The 18773-nt window shown below is 74.6% G+C and carries 20 protein-coding genes and 1 riboswitch; of the genes, 6 read left to right on the top strand and 14 right to left on the bottom strand.

What is annotated here, in order from left to right:
* Nucleotides 1-1293, bottom strand: a complete 1293-nt coding sequence (locus ACI79I_RS16160; RefSeq protein WP_456993335.1) for a bifunctional o-acetylhomoserine/o-acetylserine sulfhydrylase — start codon at nucleotides 1291-1293, stop codon at nucleotides 1-3.
* 43 nt (nucleotides 1294-1336) lie between these two features.
* Nucleotides 1337-1452, bottom strand: a riboswitch (SAM riboswitch).
* Nucleotides 1453-1567: 115 nt separating this feature from the next.
* Between ACI79I_RS16160 and ACI79I_RS16155 the strand changes: the two genes are divergently transcribed.
* A complete protein-coding gene (locus tag ACI79I_RS16155) occupies nucleotides 1568-2596 on the top strand; it encodes a zinc-dependent alcohol dehydrogenase family protein (RefSeq protein ID WP_456993334.1) in 1029 nt (342 codons plus the stop codon).
* A gap of 9 nt (nucleotides 2597-2605) precedes the next feature.
* Here the strand turns inward: ACI79I_RS16155 and ACI79I_RS16150 are convergent, their stop codons facing one another.
* From ACI79I_RS16150 to ACI79I_RS16120, 7 genes are all read right to left on the bottom strand, one after another.
* Nucleotides 2606-3379, bottom strand: a complete 774-nt coding sequence (locus ACI79I_RS16150) for an amino acid ABC transporter ATP-binding protein (RefSeq protein ID WP_456993333.1) — start codon at nucleotides 3377-3379, stop codon at nucleotides 2606-2608.
* Nucleotides 3376-4332 (bottom strand): amino acid ABC transporter permease, encoded by a 957-nt coding sequence (locus ACI79I_RS16145; protein WP_456993332.1) that lies wholly within the window; start codon nucleotides 4330-4332, stop codon nucleotides 3376-3378. The genes ACI79I_RS16150 and ACI79I_RS16145 overlap by 4 nt, the downstream gene beginning before the upstream one ends.
* A gap of 15 nt (nucleotides 4333-4347) precedes the next feature.
* Complete coding sequence (locus ACI79I_RS16140) at nucleotides 4348-5298, bottom strand: ABC transporter substrate-binding protein (protein ID WP_456993331.1); 951 nt, start codon at nucleotides 5296-5298, stop codon at nucleotides 4348-4350.
* A 116-nt stretch (nucleotides 5299-5414) separates the two neighbouring features.
* On the bottom strand, nucleotides 5415-5978 hold the full coding sequence (locus ACI79I_RS16135) for a hypothetical protein (protein ID WP_456993330.1): 564 nt from the start codon (nucleotides 5976-5978) through the stop codon (nucleotides 5415-5417).
* The gene (locus ACI79I_RS16130; protein ID WP_456993329.1) at nucleotides 5975-6871 is read right to left on the bottom strand and encodes a mechanosensitive ion channel family protein; all 897 of its coding nucleotides are present in this window, start codon (nucleotides 6869-6871) and stop codon (nucleotides 5975-5977) included. Before ACI79I_RS16130 ends, ACI79I_RS16135 begins: the two co-directional genes overlap by 4 nt.
* Nucleotides 6872-6920: 49 nt before the next feature.
* Entirely contained in the window at nucleotides 6921-7721 is an 801-nt protein-coding gene (locus ACI79I_RS16125; protein WP_456993328.1) for a thioesterase family protein, read from the bottom strand.
* An 85-nt stretch (nucleotides 7722-7806) separates the two neighbouring features.
* Nucleotides 7807-8181 carry a hypothetical protein gene (locus tag ACI79I_RS16120; protein ID WP_456993327.1) on the bottom strand — a complete coding sequence of 125 codons (375 nt, stop codon included), beginning with the start codon at nucleotides 8179-8181 and terminating at the stop codon, nucleotides 7807-7809.
* Between the two features lie 229 nt (nucleotides 8182-8410).
* Here ACI79I_RS16120 and ACI79I_RS16115 point away from each other — a divergent pair, with 229 nt between their 5' ends.
* The 4 genes from ACI79I_RS16115 to ACI79I_RS16100 all read left to right on the top strand — a co-directional run bounded on the left by ACI79I_RS16115 (nucleotide 8411) and on the right by ACI79I_RS16100 (nucleotide 12220).
* Nucleotides 8411-10219, top strand: a complete 1809-nt coding sequence (locus ACI79I_RS16115) for a BCCT family transporter (protein ID WP_456993326.1) — start codon at nucleotides 8411-8413, stop codon at nucleotides 10217-10219.
* A gap of 84 nt (nucleotides 10220-10303) precedes the next feature.
* A complete protein-coding gene (locus ACI79I_RS16110) occupies nucleotides 10304-10687 on the top strand; it encodes a VOC family protein (protein ID WP_456993325.1) in 384 nt (127 codons plus the stop codon).
* A complete protein-coding gene (locus ACI79I_RS16105; protein WP_456993324.1) occupies nucleotides 10684-11214 on the top strand; it encodes a hypothetical protein in 531 nt (176 codons plus the stop codon). The genes ACI79I_RS16110 and ACI79I_RS16105 overlap by 4 nt, the downstream gene beginning before the upstream one ends.
* Nucleotides 11215-11251: 37 nt before the next feature.
* The gene (locus ACI79I_RS16100) at nucleotides 11252-12220 is read left to right on the top strand and encodes an EamA family transporter (RefSeq protein WP_456993323.1); all 969 of its coding nucleotides are present in this window, start codon (nucleotides 11252-11254) and stop codon (nucleotides 12218-12220) included.
* A 51-nt stretch (nucleotides 12221-12271) separates the two neighbouring features.
* On the opposite strand, the gene ACI79I_RS16095 is transcribed toward ACI79I_RS16100, so the two are convergent.
* A complete protein-coding gene (locus ACI79I_RS16095) occupies nucleotides 12272-13270 on the bottom strand; it encodes an ABC transporter substrate-binding protein (protein WP_456993321.1) in 999 nt (332 codons plus the stop codon).
* 114 nt (nucleotides 13271-13384) lie between these two features.
* Between ACI79I_RS16095 and ACI79I_RS16090 the strand changes: the two genes are divergently transcribed.
* On the top strand, nucleotides 13385-14317 hold the full coding sequence (locus ACI79I_RS16090; protein WP_456993320.1) for a siderophore-interacting protein: 933 nt from the start codon (nucleotides 13385-13387) through the stop codon (nucleotides 14315-14317).
* An 87-nt stretch (nucleotides 14318-14404) separates the two neighbouring features.
* On the opposite strand, the gene ACI79I_RS16085 is transcribed toward ACI79I_RS16090, so the two are convergent.
* The 5 genes from ACI79I_RS16085 to ACI79I_RS16065 form a co-directional block, all read right to left on the bottom strand.
* Nucleotides 14405-15229 carry an ABC transporter ATP-binding protein gene (locus ACI79I_RS16085; protein ID WP_456993319.1) on the bottom strand — a complete coding sequence of 275 codons (825 nt, stop codon included), beginning with the start codon at nucleotides 15227-15229 and terminating at the stop codon, nucleotides 14405-14407.
* Entirely contained in the window at nucleotides 15226-16296 is a 1071-nt protein-coding gene (locus tag ACI79I_RS16080) for a FecCD family ABC transporter permease (RefSeq protein ID WP_456993318.1), read from the bottom strand. Before ACI79I_RS16080 ends, ACI79I_RS16085 begins: the two co-directional genes overlap by 4 nt.
* Complete coding sequence (locus ACI79I_RS16075) at nucleotides 16293-17366, bottom strand: FecCD family ABC transporter permease (RefSeq protein ID WP_456993317.1); 1074 nt, start codon at nucleotides 17364-17366, stop codon at nucleotides 16293-16295. The genes ACI79I_RS16080 and ACI79I_RS16075 overlap by 4 nt, the downstream gene beginning before the upstream one ends.
* Before the next feature lie 104 nt (nucleotides 17367-17470).
* Nucleotides 17471-18193: a mycothiol-dependent nitroreductase Rv2466c family protein gene (locus ACI79I_RS16070; protein WP_456993316.1), complete on the bottom strand. Its 723-nt coding sequence runs from the start codon at nucleotides 18191-18193 to the stop codon at nucleotides 17471-17473.
* Nucleotides 18190-18684, bottom strand: a complete 495-nt coding sequence (locus tag ACI79I_RS16065) for a glutathione peroxidase (protein ID WP_456993315.1) — start codon at nucleotides 18682-18684, stop codon at nucleotides 18190-18192. The genes ACI79I_RS16070 and ACI79I_RS16065 overlap by 4 nt, the downstream gene beginning before the upstream one ends.
* Nucleotides 18685-18773: the final 89 nt, after the last annotated feature.

Below are 18773 nucleotides of genomic sequence, written 5' to 3'. Positions count from 1 at the left end.
TCAGGCCTCCTTGGCCGCGCGGAAGCCGGCCTCCAGGTCGGCGAGGATGTCGTCGATCCCCTCGAGGCCGACGGCCAGCCGCACCAGCCCGGGGGTGACGCCGGTGGTCAGCTGCTCCTCCGGGGTCAGCTGGGAGTGCGTCGTCGACGCCGGGTGGATCACCAGGCTGCGGACGTCGCCGATGTTGGCCACGTGGCTGTGCAGCTCCAGCGCGTCGACGAACCGCTTGCCGGCCTCCACCCCGCCGTGCAGCTCGAAGGTGAGGACGGCGCCGGCGCCGCGCGGTGCGTACTTCTGCTGCGCCGCGTGCCAGGGGGACGACGGCAGCCCGGGGTAGTTGACCCGGTCGACCGCGTCGTGGCCCTCGAGGAACTCCGCGACCCGCTGGGCGTTGGCCACGTGCCGCTCCATGCGCAGCGACAGGGTCTCGATGCCCTGGACCACGAGGAAGGCGTTGAACGGGGAGATGGCCGGGCCCAGGTCGCGCAGCAGCTGCACGCGCGCCTTGAGGGCGTAGGCCGGGGCGCCCAGGTCGGCGTAGACGACGCCGTGGTAGGTGGGGTCGGGCTCGGTGAAGCCGGGGAACCTGCCGTTCCGCCAGTCGAAGTTGCCCGAGTCGACGATGAGGCCGGCGATCGCGGTGCCGTGACCGCCCAGGTACTTGGTCGCCGAGTGCACGACGACGTCGGCGCCGAACTCGATCGGCCGGATCAGGTAGGGCGTGGCGATGGTGTTGTCGACGATCAGCGGGACGCCGTTGCGGTGGGCCACCTCCGCCACCGCGCTGATGTCGAGCACGTCGCCCTTCGGGTTGCCGATCGACTCGGCGTAGAAGGCCTTGGTGTTCTCCTGCACCAGCGACTGCCAGTTCTCCGGGTCGTCGGGGTCCTCGACGAAGGAGACGCTGACGCCCAGCTTGGGCAGCGAGTGGTGCAGCAGGTTGTACGTGCCGCCGTACAGGGAGGCGGAGGCGACGACGTGGCTGCCGGCCTCGGCGATGTTGAGGATCGCGAGGGTCTCGGCGGCCTGCCCGCTGGAGACGGCCAGCGCCGCGACGCCGCCCTCCAGCGAGGCGACGCGCTGCTCCAGCGCGTCCTGCGTCGGGTTCATGATCCGGGTGTAGATGTTGCCCATCTCGGCCAGCGCGAACAGGTCAGCGGCGTGCTGGGCGTCGCGGAACTGGTAGCTCGTCGTCGCGTAGATCGGCAGGGCGCGGGCGCCGGTCGTCGGGTCCGGGCTCGTACCGGCGTGGATCTGCCGGGTCTCGAAGCTCCAGCTCTGCGGGTCGGTCATGCGCCGGTCTCCTCTCGTCGGGAGACCCCGCGGCGCACGGGGATCTCCGTCCTTGCCGGACGGCGGGCGCCGACCGACCGGCTCTTCCCCTGGAGCACCTCGGACGGAGTCGAGGTTGCCGGGCAGCCAGCCAGGTGCTTCGCACTGCCTCTCGTGAGCCAGGCGTGATCCTAGGCAGGTGGCGCCGGCGGGGCACACGCCCCCCACCTGCGCCTGCGCCCGGCCGGGCCCGGGCCGCGAGGGCGGTCCCGCGGCGGTCCGGCAGGCTGGCGCCGTGCGCGCACTCGTCTTCGACAGCTTCGGCGGCCCGCTGACCGTGCGGGAGGTGCCCGTTCCCGACCCCGCCCCGGACGGCGTCGTCGTGCGGGTCGGTGCCAGCGGGATCTGCCGCAGCGACTGGCACGCCTGGCAGGGCCACGACCCCGACGTCGTCCTGCCGCACGTGCCCGGGCACGAGCTGGCCGGCACGGTGGCCGCGGTCGGTGCCGGCGTCCGCCGGTGGCGGGTGGGGGACCGGGTCACCGTGCCGTTCGTCAACGCCTGCGGCCGGTGCGCCCAGTGCGCCGCCGGGGACCACCAGGTCTGCCCGCGCCAGACCCAGCCCGGCTTCACCTCCTGGGGCTCGCTGGCCGAGCACGTCGCCCTGGACGCCGCCGACGTCAACCTGGTGGGCCTGCCCGAGGAGCTCGACGAGACGACCGCGGCGAGCCTGGGCTGCCGGTACGCCACCGCCTTCCGCGCGGTCGTGCAGGTCGCCGCGGTGCGCCCCGGCGAGTGGGTGGCCGTGCACGGCTGCGGCGGCGTGGGGCTCTCCGCGGTGCAGGTCGCCGCCGCCGCGGGTGCCCGCGTGGTCGCCGTCGACGTCTCCACGGGGGCCCGGGAGCTCGCGCGGCAGCTCGGCGCGGAGTCCACGGTGGGTGGCGGAGGGGACGTCGTCGCGGCGGTCGCGGAGCTGACCGGCGGCGGGGCGCACGTCTCCCTCGACGCGCTCGGCGCCGCGGTCACCTGCGAGAACTCCGTCCGGTGCCTGCGCCCGCGCGGCCGGCACGTGCAGGTCGGGCTGCTGCCACCGGCCCAGGGGAGGCCCGCGGTGCCGATGGATCGGGTGATCGCCCTGGAGCTGCAGCTGCTGGGCAGCCACGGCATGGCCGCGCACGCCTATCCCGGGCTGCTGGGCCTCATCGCCGCGGGCCGGCTGGCCCCGCAGCGGCTGGTCACCCGGGAGCTGTCCCTCGACGACGCCGCGGCGGCGCTGACCGAGGTGGGCCGCACCCCCGGCATCACGGTGGTGACGTCCTGGTGAGGCCGCGGCTCAGAGCACCTTGGACAGGAACGCCTGGCAGCGCGGGTGCTGCGGGTCGCTGAGCACCCGCCGGGGGTCGCCGGCCTCCAGCACCACGCCCTCGTCCATGAAGACCAGCGTGTCGCCCACCTCGCGGGCGAAGCCCATCTCGTGGGTGACGACGATCATCGTCATCCCCGACTCGGCCAGGCCGCGCATGACGTCGAGGACCTCGCCCACCAGCTCCGGGTCCAGCGCCGACGTCGGTTCGTCGAAGAGCATGAGCTTGGGCTCCATCGCCAGCGCCCGGGCGATCGCCACCCGCTGCTGCTGCCCCCCGGAGAGCTGGTTCGGGTAGTTGTGCACGCGCTCGCCGAGCCCGACCCGCTCCAGGAGTTCGATGCCCCGCTGCCGCGCCACCTCCTTGCGCACACCCTTCACCCGCGTGGGCGCCTCGATGACGTTCTCCAGCGCCGTCATGTGCGGGAAGAGGTTGAACCGCTGGAAGACCATGCCGATGTCCCGGCGCTGCGCGGCGACCTCCCTGTCCCGGAGCTCGTGCAGCTTGCCGCCCCGCTCGCGGTAGCCCACGAGGTGGCCGTCGACCCACAGCCGTCCGGAGTCGATCTTCTCCAGGTGGTTGATGCAGCGCAGGAAGGTCGACTTGCCCGAGCCGGACGGCCCGATGACGCAGACCACCTCGCCCGGCGCGACCTCGAGGTCGATGCCCCGGAGCACCTCGACGGAGCCGAAGGACTTGTGCACGCCCTCGGCGCGGACCATGGCCTGCCCGTTGCCGGTCACTTCGAGCTCCCCACGTCGGCCGCCCGGCGGGCGGCGCGCTGTGCCCGGGTCTCCCGCGAGCCGACGCCCCGGCTGAACCGCCGCTCCAGGAAGTACTGGCCGACCATGAGCAGGCTGGCCAGGGCCACGTACCAGAGGATCGAGGCGACGGCCATCGGGATGATCTGGAAGGTGCGGCTGCCGATCGCCCGCAGCTGGAAGTTCAGCTCCGCGCTCACCGGGACGGCGATGAGCAGGGAGGTGTCCTTGAGCATGGCTATCGTCTCGTTGCCGGTCGGCGGGATGATCACCCGCATCGCCTGCGGCAGCACGATCCGGCGCAGGGTCGTGCCCCGGCTCATGCCCAGCGCGCTGGCCGCCTCCGCCTGGCCGGGGTCGACCGACTGGATGCCGGCCCGCACGATCTCGGCCATGTAGGCGCCCTCGGACAGCGCCAGCCCGATCAGCCCGGCGACGAAGCCGGTGAAGATCTGGTTGCCGTTCAGGCCGAACAGTCGCAGGTCCGCGTCGAAGCCGAACAGGTCCATCAGCTGCCGGTCGAAGGGGAAGCCGAACTCGTAGGTGGCGTAGAGCGCGCCGAGGTTGGCGACGAAGAACAGCAGCACGATCCGCGGGATGGCGCGGAAGATCCAGATGTAGGTCCAGGCCGCGCCGGACACGACCGGGTTGGGCGAGAGCCGCATGACCGCCAGGACGATGCCGAGCACGACGCCCAGCAGCATCGCCAGCACGGTCATGACCAGTGTCGTCCGGGCCCCGCGGAGCACCGGCGGGCTGAACATGTTGTCGAACATGAAGCCCCACTGGAACACCGGGTTGGTGACCAGCATGTGGACGAACATCGCCGCCAGCACCGCGATGACGGCGGTGGCGATCCAGCGGCCGGGGTGCCGGACCGGCACCGCCCGGATCTGCTCGGGCGGTGCCGGCCGGGCCGTCGTGTCGGCGGCCATGACGGGGGCTCCGGGTCAGCCGACGGTGGGGTTCACCGTCGGGTCGTCGATGGCGCCGTCCTCGACGCCCCACCGCGAGAGCACCTCGGTGTAGGTGCCGTCGTCGATGAGCGCCTGGACGGCGTCGGCGACCGCCTGGGCGAAGTCGGCCTGGTCCTGGGCCACCACGTAGCCGTAGGGCGCGGCGTCGTAGATGTCGCCGAGCAGCTCGAGCTGGCCGTTGGTCTGCTGCACCGCGTAGGCCATGATCGGGGAGTCGGCGAGGCCGGCGACCGCGGCGCCCGAGACGATCGCCGCGGTGGCGTCGCTCTGCAGGTCGTACTGGTTGATCGTGATCGGCTCCTCGCCGGCGGCCTCGCAGGCGTCCGACCGGGCGGTGAGGTCCTCGACCTGCACGGTGGCCTTCTGGACGGCGATGGTCAGCCCGCAGGCGTTGTCCGGGTCGACCCCCTCGGGGTTGCCGGCCTTGGTCGCCCACTGGGTGCCGGCCTCGTAGTAGCTGACCATGTTGGCCTGCTGCAGCCGCTCGGGGTTGATCGTGAACGACGAGACGCCCACCTCGTAGCGGCCCGAGCCCACCCCGGCGATGATCGAGTCGAAGGCGGCGGTCTCGAACTGCGCCTCCAGGCCCAGCTTCTGCGCGACGAGGGTGAACAGGTCGACGTCGAAGCCGACGATGGTCTCGCCGTCCTCGGCGATGAACTCGTTGGGCGCGTAGCTGGTGTCGCTGCCCACGGTGATCACGCCGTCCTCCGCGACCGCCGGCGGCACCCGGTCGGCCAGCGCCTGGTCGGCCTCGACGCTGGGCAGGGGCTCGCTGGTCGCCGCCGCGTCCCCGCTCCCGCCGCCTCCACCGCTCCCGGCGTCACCGCCGGAGTCGTCCCCGCACCCGGCGAGGACGAGGGTGAGGCCGGCGGCGGCAGCGACTGCCGCCCGTCCGCGCCGGGTCAGGTGTCGGATGGCCACGGGTTGTCTCCCTCCACGGGCACCTGGGTGTTCGAGGTGCGGGGTGCTGATCTTGCCCTGCTGGGCGCGGGCGTGGCGCGGCGAGGCCCCTTGCGGAGGGCGGTGCGTGGGCCCGGTCACGGCCCGGTGGTGGCGGTCGGGACCGGGCGGCCCGTCGGGACGGGCGCCTCCGTGGTCTCCGGTTCGTCCGGTGCCGTCGTCGGCTCCTCCTCCTCGGTCGTCGGCTCGGGCTCCTCCTGCTGCTGCTGCCGCGGCGCCTGCTGCGTCGTCGTGGCCGGTGCCGAGGAGGTCCGGGACGGGGTCGTGGTCTCGGTGTCCGGCTCGGGAGTGGGCTCGCTGGTCTCCGTCGGCTCGGAGGTCTCCGTCGGCACGGTGGTCTCGGTCGGCGCGGCGGGCCGGGAGTCCTCCTGTGCCGGCACGCTGGTGCCGCCGGCCGGGTCGACGGAGGTCGAGGCGGTCGTCTCGGGCCGCACGTACAGGTACAGCGTGCCGATCGCGAGGAACAGGACGGCGAGGACGGCGGTCGACGTGCGCGCCCGGCCGAGGTGGTGGGGCACCGCCGACCACCACCGCTGCCGGAGGCCCGGGGGTGGTGCCGTGCTCACCGCGGGCGTCTCCCCCGTGCTGAGCGTGGGCATCTGGCGCGTGCCCTCCTGGCCGTCGCTGTGCCGCGGGGTCACCGGACACCGTCCCCACCGGCGCCGGAGAGCTCGCCCGACGGTGCGTTCGCGGTCGGCGCGGGCAGGTTCATGCCCTCGCGGTGGAAGGCCAGCACGATGCGGGCGCGCAGGTCGCGGCCCACCTCGAACTGCTTGCCGGGCAGCGTGCGGGCGACCATCCGGACGTTCACCTGCTCGAGGTCGAGCGTCTCCACGCCCATGACGCTGGGCGGGTCGAGGAGCAGGGGGCGCATCCGCTGGTCGCGGAAGGCCTCGGCGCCCACCTCGCGGAGGATCTCGTTGACCCGGTTGACGTCCATGGACGTCGGCACCGGGACGTCGATGACCGCACGGGCCCAGTCGCGGGAGAGGTTCGTGACCTTGACGATCTGCCCGTTGGGCAGGGTGATCACCTCGCCGTTGGGGGAGCGCAGCCGGGTGACGCGGAGGGTGACGTCCTCGATGGTGCCGGTGGCCTCGTCGCCGCCGCCGACCACCTGGATCGCGACGACGTCACCGAAGCCGTACTGCCGCTCGGTGATGATGAAGAAGCCCGCCAGCACGTCCCCGACGACCCGCTGGGCGCCGAAGCCCAGCCCGACGCCGAGCACGGTCGCGGGGGCCACGAGTCCACCGATGGGGATGCCGGCGCGGTCCAGGACGAAGAACACCGCGATCGCGTAGATCAGCACGATCAGCGTCCAGGTGATCACCTGGGTCAGCGAGTGCCGGTGCTTGGCGGCCTCGGAGCGGACCAGCGCGTCGCCGCCGGTGGCGCGGGCGTCGATCCGGGAGGTGATCCGCTCCCCGACCCAGGCGACGAAACGGGCCATCAGCACCGAGCCGAGGACGATGAGGACGATCTCCAGCCCGCGGCCGGCGAGCCAGGTGAGCAGTGTGTCGAGTGGGGCCATCACGCTCCAGCCTCCCCAAGCGCGGGCCGCCGCGCCAACCCGCCCCCGCTCAACGTGACTCGACGAACAGTGACTGCGTGGAGCGGCCGATCGGGCCGGTGGTGTCGTACAGGTCGGCGAAGCACTGCGCCGCGCTGGCCGGCCCGATCGTCGTGGCCGCGTCCAGGCCCAGCCAGTCGCCGGACGGCGGACGGACCGGCGCGACGGTGAGGTCGACGTTGGCGAACGTGGCCCGGGTCCAGTCCAGGACGGCGGAGACGCCGCTGGCCGCGTCGGTCATCACCAGCAGGTGCTGCAGCGGCGTCATCGGCTCGCCGTCGACCAGCGTGCACAGCGGCCGGGTCCACGCCGCCGCGGGGCCGGGGGCGTTGAACGAGCCCGAGGCGAACCGCCACTCCAGGGCCCGGTGGTAGGCGACGTCGGTGGCGAAGAAGTCCGCGGTCTCCGCGCGGCTCTCCTCCGGGCCCGGGATGGCGGGGGCGGGCCGGGGCGTGGCGGCGGACTCCCCGGTGCGCATCCGCCAGGCGGTCAGGCGCATGAGCGGCCGGGTCGGGTCGCCGGCGGTCAGCGCGGCCTCCACCAGCTCGATCCGCCGTCCCGGGCGCAGCACCCGCGCGCTCACCGCGACCGGTCCCACCGGGACCGGGGCGAGGATGTCGAAGGCCAGCCGCACGGTCTGGCCGCCGGCGATCCCGCCGGCCCGCTCGGCCTCGCGCGCCAGCAGCGCCGCGGGTGGGCCGGCGTGCTGCAGACCCGGGTCCCAGGGGCCGATGGTCAGGGCGGTGGCCCGGTACCCGCCGTCGGCGGGCTCGTACAGCGCTGTGGGCAGGTCCGGCGTCGGCACGTCCATGCCGGCAGTGTCGCCGCCGGTCCCGCCTGCAGTGCGCCCGGGCGGCGGGCCGCGCCCCGCCGGCGCCCTCGCGGCCGGACGGCCGTCAGCTGCCGGTGCGACGGGTCTCCCAGACGGCGAAGGCCGCCCACGCCGCGGCCGCGACCGCGGTGACGACCCACAGCCAGCGCAGGTCGCCGGCGGGGTTGGAGAGCGCCAGCAGGACCGCGACGACGAACACCGCGCCGGCCAGGGGCGGCAGGCGCAACAGCTGCGCGAGCGTGTCCGGACCGGGGATGGTGAGGAACACCACGATCGCCGCGGCGAGCAGGAAGCCGCAGAGCCCGCCGAGGAACAGTGCCGTGACCCCGTACTGGGCGGGCAGCACGAGCGACCCCAGGACGCCGAGGACGGCGCCCACCCCCAGCCAGAGCAGCAGTTTCCGGCGTCGGGACGACCACGGGGGCCGGGTCTCGGTCACGGTGCTGTCCTCCCCGGCTCCATCAGCGGCACCCGGGGGGTGTGCCCGGGAGGCGGAGGGGGCACACAGGCCCCCGACCGCCCTGCGGCGGCGTCGCTCAGATCACGGCGAGTTTGCACCCACCGACCCGCGTGCGGACGGTGGAGGGGTTGCCGGCTGCCTCCTCGGGGTGGCGGCACGTCCGTCGTCGATCCAGAGGAGGAGCGCCGAACCCGGCGCCGCGCACACCGTGACGAGAACACCCGCACCACCGCACCAGTCCACCGGCACCGGGACCCACCCGGCCGTCGCCCCACCGCCCCCGCTGGCCGCCGACCGCGGCGGCTCACTGGACCGCGTCGTGTTCGGGGTCGCCGCCGTCCTCGCCCTGGCCTTCGTCGCCTGGGGCTTCCTGAGCCCGCAGGGGCTCGGCACGACCAGCGGCACCGCGCTGGAGTGGGTGGAGACCAACCTCGGCTGGTTGTTCGTGCTGCTCGCGTCGGCCTTCGTCGTCTTCGTCCTGTGGCTGGCCGCCGGCCGGTACGGCCGGATCCCGCTGGGCCGGGACGACGAGGCGCCGGAGTTCCGCACGGTGTCCTGGGTGGCGATGATGTTCAGCGCGGGCATGGGGATCGGGCTGATGTTCTTCGGCGTCAGCGAACCGCTGAGCCACTACGTCTCCCCACCGCCGCGGACGGTGGCCGCCGAGACGCCCGAGGCCGTGCAGACGGCCATGGCCACGACGCTGTTCCACTGGTCGCTGCACCCGTGGGCGATCTACGCCGTCGTCGGGCTGGCCATCGCCTACGGGACCTTCCGCCGCGGTCGCCGGCAGCTGATCAGCGCCGCGTTCGCCCCCCTGTTCGGCACCCGGCGCACCGAGGGCTGGGCCGGGCGGACGATCGACGTCCTGGCGATCTTCGCCACACTCTTCGGCTCCGCGGCCTCGCTGGGGCTGGGCGCGCTGCAGATCGGCAGCGGCATGCAGATCCTGGGTTGGGCCGGGGACGTCGGCAACGGCCTGCTCGTGGTCGTCATCGCCGTCCTGACCGCCGCGTTCGTCGCCTCGGCGGTCTCCGGCGTCGCCAAGGGCATCCAGTGGCTGGCCAACACCAACATGGTGCTGGCCCTGGTCCTGGCCGTCTTCGTGTTCGTCGTCGGCCCGACGGTGTTCATCCTCAACCTGCTGCCGACGACGATCGGCAACTACTTCGCCGACCTGGGGCAGATGGCCGCCCGGACCGAGGCCACCGGCGGCGACGCCACGGCCGAGTGGCTGCGCGGCTGGACGGTCTTCTACTGGGCCTGGTGGATCAGCTGGACGCCGTTCGTCGGGTTGTTCATCGCCCGGATCAGCCGCGGCCGCACCATCCGGCAGTTCGTCACCGGTGTGCTGCTGGTCCCCAGCGTGGTCAGCCTGGTCTGGTTCGCCGTCTTCGGCGGCGCGGGCATCGCCGCCCAGCGCGGTGGGGAGGACGTCGCCGGGCAGGCGACCGCGGAGGGGCAGCTGTTCGGCGTCCTGGGGACCTTCCCGCTGGCCACGGTGATGACCGTGCTGGTCATGGTGCTCGTGGCGATCTTCTTCGTGTCCGGCGCCGACGCCGCGTCGATCGTCATGGGGTCGCTCTCGGAGAGGGGGACGATCGAGCCGAGCCGGGCCATCGTGGTGTTCTGGGGCGTCGTCATGGGGGCGGTGGCCGCGATCATGCTGCTGGTCGGTGGGGACGAGGCGCTCACCGGCCTGCAGAACCTGACGATCATCGCCGCGCTGCCCTTCGCGCTGGTGATGGTGGGGCTGGCGGTGTCGCTGGCCAAGGACGTGCGTTCCGACCCGCTGGTGCTGCGCCGCACGGTCGCGGTCGAGGCGGTCGAGCAGGCCGTCGTCGAGGGCATCACCCGGCACGGCGAGGACTTCGTGCTCGTCGTCGAGCCGGCGCCGGACCTCGACGGGGACGGCGTGCCGGACAGCCCGGTGGGGACCGTCGAGCACCGGGCGGAGGACGGTGACCGCGGCGTGCGCGGCGTGGGCTCCCCGGTACCCGAGCACGGCGGACGATGAGTTCCCCCGGGCGGCCCCGTCCTACTCGCGACGGGGCCGGCCGGGCCCCCCGGACGCCGGGAGACCACCGTGCGGAGGATCTTCGTGAACCTGCCCGTGAGCGACCTGGCCGCGGCGAAGGCCTTCTACGGCGGCCTCGGGTCCTCCTTCAACGAGCAGTTCTCCGACGAGGGGACCGCCTCGGTCGTGATCGAGGAGAACATCGTCGTGGTGCTGCTCGCCCGGGACCGCTTCGCGGACTTCGTGGCGGGGGAGGTCGGCGACCCGTCCGCGGCGACCACGCAGCTGGCCGCGCTGTCGGCCGGCAGCCGCGAGGAGGTCGACCAGCTCGTCGAGCGTGCCCTGGCCTCCGGCGGCAAGCCCTGGCTGCCGGCCCAGGACCACGGGTCCATGTACGGCGCCAGCTTCACCGACCCGGACGGGCACGTCTGGGAGGTCGTGTGGATGGACCCGGCGTCCGTGCAGTGAACCCCGCGGAGGTGCTGGCCGGGGTCTTCGCGGCGGCGGGGCCCCGGCCGGAGCTCGCCGACCGGCTCGCGGTGTTCGTCCCGCTGGTCGGCAGCTGGGACCTGCGGGTGGTCGACATCGCCCCGGACGGCACCCAGAGCGTCCGGGACGGCGAGTGGCACTTCGGCTGGGCGCTCGACGGGCGGGCGCTGGCCGACGTCTGGATCAGCCCGTCCCGGGCGTCCCGGGCCGCCGGTGCGCCCGACGGCGAGTGGGGGCTGAGCCTGCGGTTCTGGGACGCGGCGCTGGGCGCCTACCGCTCGACCTGGCACGGCCCGGCGCGCGGGTGGGTCATCCCGTTCACCGCCCGCCCGACCGCCGACGGGCTGGCCCTGGAGGGTGAGCGGGACGGGACGCGGCTGCGCTGGGTCTTCTCGGAGGTCGGCCCGCGGTCCTTCCGCTGGCGCGCGGAGGAGGACGAGGACGGCCGCGGGTTCCGCGTGCGGCAGCGCTTCGAGGCGACGCGTGCCGCCACCGGGGGTCGGTAGGGGGCACGAGCCCCGACGGGGACTACATTCGGCGTCCGTGCGCCGGCCTGCCCTCGGATACGCCGCCACCGTCGCCGCCGCGGGGTTGTTCGCGGTCAACGGCACGGTGTCCACGCTCGCGCTGCAGGCCGGCATCCCGCCGACCCGGCTGACCGCGCTGCGCTGCGCCGGTGCGGCCCTCGGCCTGCTCGCCGTCCTGGCCGTCGTGGCCCCGCGACGGCTGCGGGTCTCCTGGCGCGAGGTGCCCTTCCTCGCCGGGTTCGGCGTGGTCGGCGTCGCGCTCACCCAGTTCCTCTACTACGTGGCGATCGGCCGGCTGCCGGTCGGCATCGCGCTCGTGTTCGAGATGACCGCGCCGGTGCTGATCGCCCTGTACGTCTGGCTGGTCCGCGGTGAGCGGGTGCGTGGCCGGCTGTGGCTGGCCCTGCTGCTGTCGCTGTCCGGGCTGGTCTTCGTGGCCGAGGTGTGGCAGGGCGGTGGCGGGCTGGACCCGCTCGGGGTCGCGGCGGCGCTGACCGCGGCGGTGTGCCTGGCGACGTACTACCTGATGGGCGAGCGGGGGACGGCCACGCGCGACCCGGTGGCGCTGACCTGCTGGAGCTTTGTGGCCGCGGCGCTGTTCTGGTCGGTCGCGGCGCCGTGGTGGTCGTTCGAGGCCGGCGTGCTGGCCGAGCCGGTCCCGCTGTCGGTCGGCGCGCTCCAGGTCCCGCTGTGGGTGCTGGTCGCCTGGATCGTCGTCCTCGGGGCGATGGTGCCCTTCTGGCTGTCGGTCGCCGCGCTGCGCCACCTGTCGCCGACGACGGCCGGGCTGGTGGCGACCGTCGAGCCGGTGTTCGCCTCGGTCGTGGCCTGGCTGTGGGTCGAGCAGGTGCTCTCGGGGTGGCAGGTGCTCGGCGGGTTCGTCGTCCTGGTGGGCATCGGGCTGGCGCAGACCGCCCGGGGCGCAGCCTCCCCGGCCCCGGCGCCCGCCCGGGCACCGGTCCCCGAGACCGTCGTCCCGTCCTGAGCTGAGGGGACCTGTGCGGGTCACCCCGCGCAGACCCCCTCCGGTCCGGGCTCAGGTGAGCTTGCGGGCCTCGCGGAGGTAGCCGGCCAACTCCTGCATGTACTCGGCCTGGGCGGTGTAGTCCATGCCGAGGTACTTCCACGGGTAGAGCTGCCCGTTCTGGACGGCGGGCAGCAGCGCGGCGGTCGGCTGGGCCGCGAACTCCTCCGGCGCCATGCTCAGCCGCAGCGAGTAGAGGATCACGTCGCTCGGGTGGTTCGGGACCTCCTCCCAGCCCACGCTGTGCCAGAAGTAGCCGTCACCGCCGGGGTCGACGAACTGCACGCCGAGGTCCTGGTAGAGGTGCAGCGAGGGGTCGTCGGCGGCCTTGCCCATCCACCAGCCGTCGCTCGGGGTGGCGTACACCGGCAGCACGGTGACGCCGCTCGCCGCGGCCTCGGTCAGGGCGGTGGACGCCGCCTCGTAGTCCTCCCGCGCGGCGTCGACCAGCGCGTCGTCGGCGCCGAGCGACTCGGCCAGCTCGAGGGTGCGGTCGATGACGTCGGCCGCCGACCCGCCCCAGGTGATGGCGACGATCGGCGCGATCGCGGCGACCTGCTCCTGCTGCTCGATCGACTCGAAGCCGTACAGGGGCTGGGTCCGGTCGATGGTGCCGGAGGAGTCCACCGGGTACGCCGAGGTGACGACGAGGTCGGGGTCGGCGGCGGCCAGCGCCTCGAGGTCGATCTGGCCGTAGCTGGTGCCGACGATCGCCAGGTCGCCGAGGTCCTTGCCCTCGAAGGCGACGTCCTCCGCGGCGGAGGTCTGCCCCCAGGAGGCGACCGGCTCGACGCCGTAGTTCCACAGCGAGGAGACGACGTCGTTGAGCCCGGCGACGCGGGTCGGGGCCTCGCCGAGCTCGACGGTGGTGCCGAGGTCGTCGGTGAACTCCCAGCCGCCCTCCCCCGAGGCGCTGGTGCCGGCGGGGTCGTCGCCGGCGCAGCCGGGGGCGGCGAGCAGTGCGGCCAGGGTGAGGGAGGCGCCGATCAGGCGGCGTGGCGTACGGGGCAACGGTTCTCCTCGCAGGTGGGACGGGGGGTGTTCCTCCGGAGCGGGGGCTCAGGTTAGCCTTGCCTTAGTCGGGTGCCGCAAGGGGCTGGCCCGCCGCAGATCGGAGGGCCGGCCGTGACGGCGACCGCGCAGCAGGAGGTCGTGACCGCCCCGGGCTGGGCCTTCTTCCAGGCCTCCGTCGCCACCGTGCGGCGGCTCGGGCCCAGCTTCGTGCGGCTGACCCTGGCCGGCCCGGACCTCACCGGCTTCGGCGTCGCCGGCGACGACCAGCGGATCAAGCTGGTGCTCGCCCGGGACCCGGCCGGCCTGCGCCGGCTCATGGCCTGCGGGTCGGCCTGGTACCCGGAGTACTGCGCGATGCCCGAGGAGCAGCGGCCGCACATCCGCACCTACACGGTGCGCGCCGCCCGGCCCGACCGCGGCGAGGTCGACGTCGACCTCGTCCTGCACGGCATCGAGGACGGGCACGCCGGCCCGGCCGCCCGCTGGGCGGCCTCGGCCGTCCCGGGGGCCCGCGTGGTCCTGCTGGGGCCCGACCGCCCCGGCCGCGGCCGGATGTGGGGTGTCGAGTGGGCGCCGCCCGCCACGGCCCGCACGCTGCTGCTGGCCGGCGACGAGACCGCCGTCCCCGCGGTCTGCGCGATCCTGGAGGCGCTCGGCGACGGTCCGCGGTCGGTGACCGCGCTGCTGGAGGTGCCGACCGCCGGGGACGCGATGAACGTCGCGCTCCCGGCCGGGGGGACGGTGCGCTGGCTGCCGCGCGACGGCGCGGCCCGAGGCTCGCTGCTGGTGCCGGCGGTGCACGCCGCCCTGTGCGAGCTGGGCGTGGCCTCCGGGCGGCCCGCGGCCGACCTGGAGGACGTCGACGTCGACTCAGAGCTGCTGTGGGAGGTCCCCGAGGGGGGTGCCGCCAGCAGCTGCTACGCGTGGCTGGCCGGGGAGGCGGGCGTCGTCAAGCAGCTGCGCCGCCACCTGGTCGGCGACCTGGGTGTCCCCCGCAACGCGGTGGCGTTCATGGGCTACTGGCGGCAGGGCGTCGCGGGCTGAACGCCTCCCTGCCAGCGGTATCGGAAGCGACACCCACGTCGGGAGTCCGCCGAACGGGGTGTCGCTTCCGACACCGGCGCGGGCGGCTCAGCGGAGGCGGCGGACCGGCACCACCATCGGCGTCCCGGCCACCGGGTCGGGCACGATCCGCGACTCCAGGTCGAAGACGTCGGCGAGCAGCTGCTCGGTGAGCACCTCCGCCGGCGTGCCCGAGGCCACGAGGACGCCGTCCTTCATGGCCACCAGCCGCTGGGCGTACCGCGCCGCCAGGTTGAGGTCGTGCAGCACGACCGCGACCGTGCGCCCCCGCTCGGTGTGCAGCCGGCTGACCAGCTCCAGGACGTCGATCTGGTGGGAGAGGTCCAGGTAGGTGGTGGGCTCGTCGAGCAGCAGCAGGTCGGTGCCCTGCGCGAGCGCCATGGAGATCCAGGCGCGCTGGCGCTGACCGCCGGAGAGGGCGTCGACCGGGCGGTCGGCCAGGTCGCTCATGTCGGTCCAGGCCAGGGCCTCGGCGACGGCGGCCTCGTCGTCCCGCGACCACTGCCTGAGCCAGGACTGGTGCGGGTGGCGGCCGCGGGCGACCAGGTCGGCCACGGTGAGCCCCTCGGGCGCGACCGGCGTCTGCGGCAGCAGGCCGAGCACCTTGGCGACCTCGCGGGTCGGTGTCTTCGCGATGGCGTGCCCGTCGAGCAGCACCTGGCCCCGGGCCGGCCGCAGCAGCCGGCCCAGCGCCCGCAGCAGGGTGGACTTGCCGCAGCCGTTGGGGCCGACGATCGCCGTGAAGGAGCCGTCGGTGAGCTCCAGGTCCAGGTCGCGGACGACGACCCGGTCGTCGTAGGCGAGGCTGACCGACTCGGCGGCGAGACGGACCGGTCCGGCCTCGGTGGCCGGGGGGTGCTCGACGGTGGTCACAGCGTGGATCGCCGCCTTCCGCGGACGAGGAGCCAGAGCAGGTAGGGCGCGCCGACGACGGCGGTGAGGATGCCGACGGGCAGGGCGTCGGGCAGGACGGTGCGGGTGAGCAGGTCCGCCCCGAGGACGAGGGCCGCGCCCAGCAGGCCCGAGGCGAGCAGCGGCGGGCGCGAGCCCCCGGTCAGCCGGACGGCGATCTGGGGCACCACCAGCGCGACGTAGGAGATGGGGCCGGCGGCGGAGACGGCGGCCGCGGTGAGCGCCACGGCGACGAGGACGACCCCGGCCTGCGTGGCGCCCAACCGCAGCCCCAGACCGCGGGCGGTGTCGTCGCCGAACTGCAGCACGCCCAGCGCCCGGCTGGTGGCCAGGGCCAGTGGCAGCAGGACGGCGAGGGCGATGGCGAGCGGAACGGCCTGGCCCCAGGTGCGGGCGTTGAGCGAGCCGGTGATCCAGACGTAGGCGGCCGCCGCGTCGTAGATCTCCGCCCGGGTGAGCAGCCAGTCGGTGAGCGCCGAGGCGACGGCCCACAGCGCGATGCCGACGAGGACCAGGCGGTAGCCGTCGACGCCGCGGCGCCAGGCCAGCACGAACAGCAGGACGCCGGTGACCAGGGCGCCGAGCAGGGCGGCCAGCGGGACCCCCAGCCCGCCGAGCACTCCCGACGCGCCGGCGCTGCCACCGAGCACGATCGCCGCGACCGCCCCCACCGAGGCACCCTGGGTGATCCCGAGGACGTCGGGGGAGGCCAGCGGGTTGCGGGCGAAGGTCTGGAACAGTGCGCCCGCCACGCCGAACGCGATCCCGACGAGGGCACCGACGACGACCCGCGGCGCCCGCAACTGCAGGACGATGAACTCCTGCCGCTCCTCGCCGAGGCCGACGAGGGTGCGCAGCACGTCCACGACGCCGATCGGGAAGTCGCCGCGGCCCAGGCTCAGGGCGCCGAACAGGACGACCACGCCCGCGGCCGCGGCGGGCACGGCCAGCTGCTGCCAGCGGATGCGGCCGGACACCGGGCCCAGGCGGACGACGGTCTCCCCGGGCCGTTCCAGGGTCGCCGTCACGGCCCGGCCAGCCGGCGGCGGCGGATGAGCGCGATGAAGAACGGCGCGCCCAGCAGGGCGAGGACGATGCCGACCTGCACCTCGCCCGGACGCGCCACGACCCGCCCGAGCACGTCGGCGAGCAGCAGGAAGGCGGCCCCGAGCAGGCCGGAGCAGGGGACGAGCCAGCGGTGGGCCGGACCGGTGAAGGCGCGGACCACGTGGGGGACGACCAGCCCGACGAAGGCGATGGGCCCGCAGGCGGCGGTGGCCGCGCCGCAGAGCAGGGTCACCGCGGCCAGGCCGACCAGGCGGGCCAGCCAGATCCGCTGGCCGAGCCCGCGGGCGACGTCCTCCCCGAGCCCCAGCAGGTCCAGCGCGGGGGCGTTGAGCAGCGCGAGGACCAGCCCGGCAGCGAGGAACGGCGCGACCTGCCAGGCGATGTCCGCGCCACGGCCGGCCAGCGCTCCGACCACCCAGAACCGGAAGCTGTCGAGGCTGGTGGAGTCGCTGACGAGGATCGCCCGGACCAGCGCGTACAGCAGCGCCGAGAGCGCGGCGCCGGCCAGCGCCAGGGTGACCGGGGTGGCGCCGCCGCGGCCGACGGAGCCGAGGGCGAAGACCAGGACCGTGCCGGCGAGCGCCCCGGCGAAGGCGAACCACACGTAGCCGGCCGGTGTGGTGATGCCGAGCAGCCAGATCGCCAGGACGACGCCGAGCGAGGCCCCGGCGGTGACGCCGAGCAGCCCCGGGTCGCCGAGCGGGTTGCGCGTGTGGCCCTGGGTGAGGGCGCCCGCGACGCCGAGGGCCAGGCCGACCATCAGCCCGAGCGCGGTGCGTGGCAGCCGCAGCTCGTGGACGATCACCGCCTCCTCGGTGGCCAGCCCCGGGTGGGTGAGGGCCTCCCACACGGTGGCCAGGCCGATCGAGCGGGTGCCGACGGCGATGCTCAGGGCGGCGGCCAGCACGACGAGGACCAGCAGCACGAGGACGGCCAGCGACCGGCCACCCGGCCCGCGCAGCAGCCCGCGGCGGCGGGGAGGGGCGAGTCCGCCGGGTGCCGGGGGAGCGGCGTCGGTCGTCGAGGACACGAGCGGCTCCCGGAGGCGGACAGCAGGGGATAGGTGAGCCTCACCTTAGCCGCAGGGTCGCCACCGGCGCGGGGAGCGGCCGCGGGGCGCCTGCCGCCGGCGGCTCAGCGGTGCTGGCGGCGGCTGCCGCCGTGCCAGTCCTCCTGCACGCCCGCCTCGCCCGGGCTGATGCCGAAGGCGGGCAGCTGGGGGCGCTCGCGCAGGCTGCGCTTGAGCTCGGCGAAGCCCGGGAAGCGCGCGAGGGCGACGACGTGGTCCCAGAGCTCGACGGCGTCGGCGTCGCTGGGCCGGCGGCTGATGACCGGGCCGAAGAAGGCCGGACCGTCGGGCGGGCCGAACTGGAGGATCGGCGTCCCGACGTCCTTCCCGGTCAGCCGCAGCGCCTCGTCGGTCTCCGCCTGGATCCCCGCGTCCCACGACTCGTCGTCGAGGGCGCCGGCGAGGTCGTCCGGCAGCCCGGCGGATGCCAGGACCTCCCCGACGAAGGCCCGGCTCGTGGCGCGCTCGGGAGCCGGCTGGCCGGTGGGGTCCTCGAAGACCCGCTGGCCCATGGCGGCGTAGAGCGGGTCCAGGACGGCGGGGCCGTGCTCCGCGCGGGCTCGCGCGGCGACCCGCAGCAGGCGCAGGCCGGCGGTGTGGCCGGCCTCGTAGTCGGGCGGGAACCGGCTGTCGTAGTCGACGTGCCGGTTCAGCAGCCGCAGCGAGATCAGCCGCCACTCGACCGCGACCTCGCGCTGCGCGGACACCTGGCGGACCCACGTGCTCGTCATCCAGGCGAAGGGGCAGACCGGGTCGAACCAGAAGGACAGCTCTGCGGGGGCGCTCACCGGCCCAGCACCTGCTCGATGGCGTGCCGGACCTCGGGGGCGTCGGGCTGCGTCCGCGGGCGGAACCGGGCGACCACCTCGCCGTCGGCGGAGACCACCCACTTCTCGAAGTTCCACTGGACCTCGCCGGCCGCACCGGTGGCGTCGGCAGCCTCGGTCAGGCGCTGGAAGAGCGGGTGCGCGCCGGGCCCGTTGACCTCGAGTTTGTCGGTCATCGGGAAGGTCACGCCGAACGTGGCCGAGCAGAAGCTGGCGATCTCCTCGGCCGTGCCCGGTTCCTGGCCCATGAACTGGTTGCACGGCGCGCCGAGGACGGTGAACCCGCGGGGTCCGTACTCCCGCTGCAGGGCCTCGAGCTGGGTGTACTGCGGGGTGAGGCCGCACCGGCTGGCGACGTTCACCACCAGCGCCGGGCCGCCACCGGTGAGTGCGCCCACGGTGGTCTCCTCGCCTTGGAGGGTGGTCACCGGCAGGTCCAGCAGGTCGCTCATGGGTCTCCTCGTCGTGTGCGGCGGTTGGCGGCTCCCTCGCAGGGCCCCGCCGCGAGCTCGCGAGCGGTGGGGTGCGAGGGGGTCCTCTC

It is taken from the genome of Geodermatophilus sp. SYSU D01105 (assembly GCF_054050095.1).
Note: the sequence above shows the minus strand (reverse complement) of the source record. Positions and strands in the feature narration are given on the sequence as shown.

Excerpts from the sequence above, each read along its gene's own strand:
- ACI79I_RS16125 (WP_456993328.1), bottom strand. The coding sequence starts at position 7,721 with ATGGACGTGCCGACGCCGGACCTGCCCACAGCGCTGTACGAGCCCGCC.
- ACI79I_RS16160 (WP_456993335.1), bottom strand. The coding sequence starts at position 1,293 with ATGACCGACCCGCAGAGCTGGAGCTTCGAGACCCGGCAGATCCACGCC.
- ACI79I_RS16130 (WP_456993329.1), bottom strand. The coding sequence starts at position 6,871 with ATGGCCCCACTCGACACACTGCTCACCTGGCTCGCCGGCCGCGGGCTG.
- ACI79I_RS16065 (WP_456993315.1), bottom strand. The coding sequence starts at position 18,684 with ATGAGCGACCTGCTGGACCTGCCGGTGACCACCCTCCAAGGCGAGGAG.
- ACI79I_RS16145 (WP_456993332.1), bottom strand. The coding sequence starts at position 4,332 with ATGGCCGCCGACACGACGGCCCGGCCGGCACCGCCCGAGCAGATCCGG.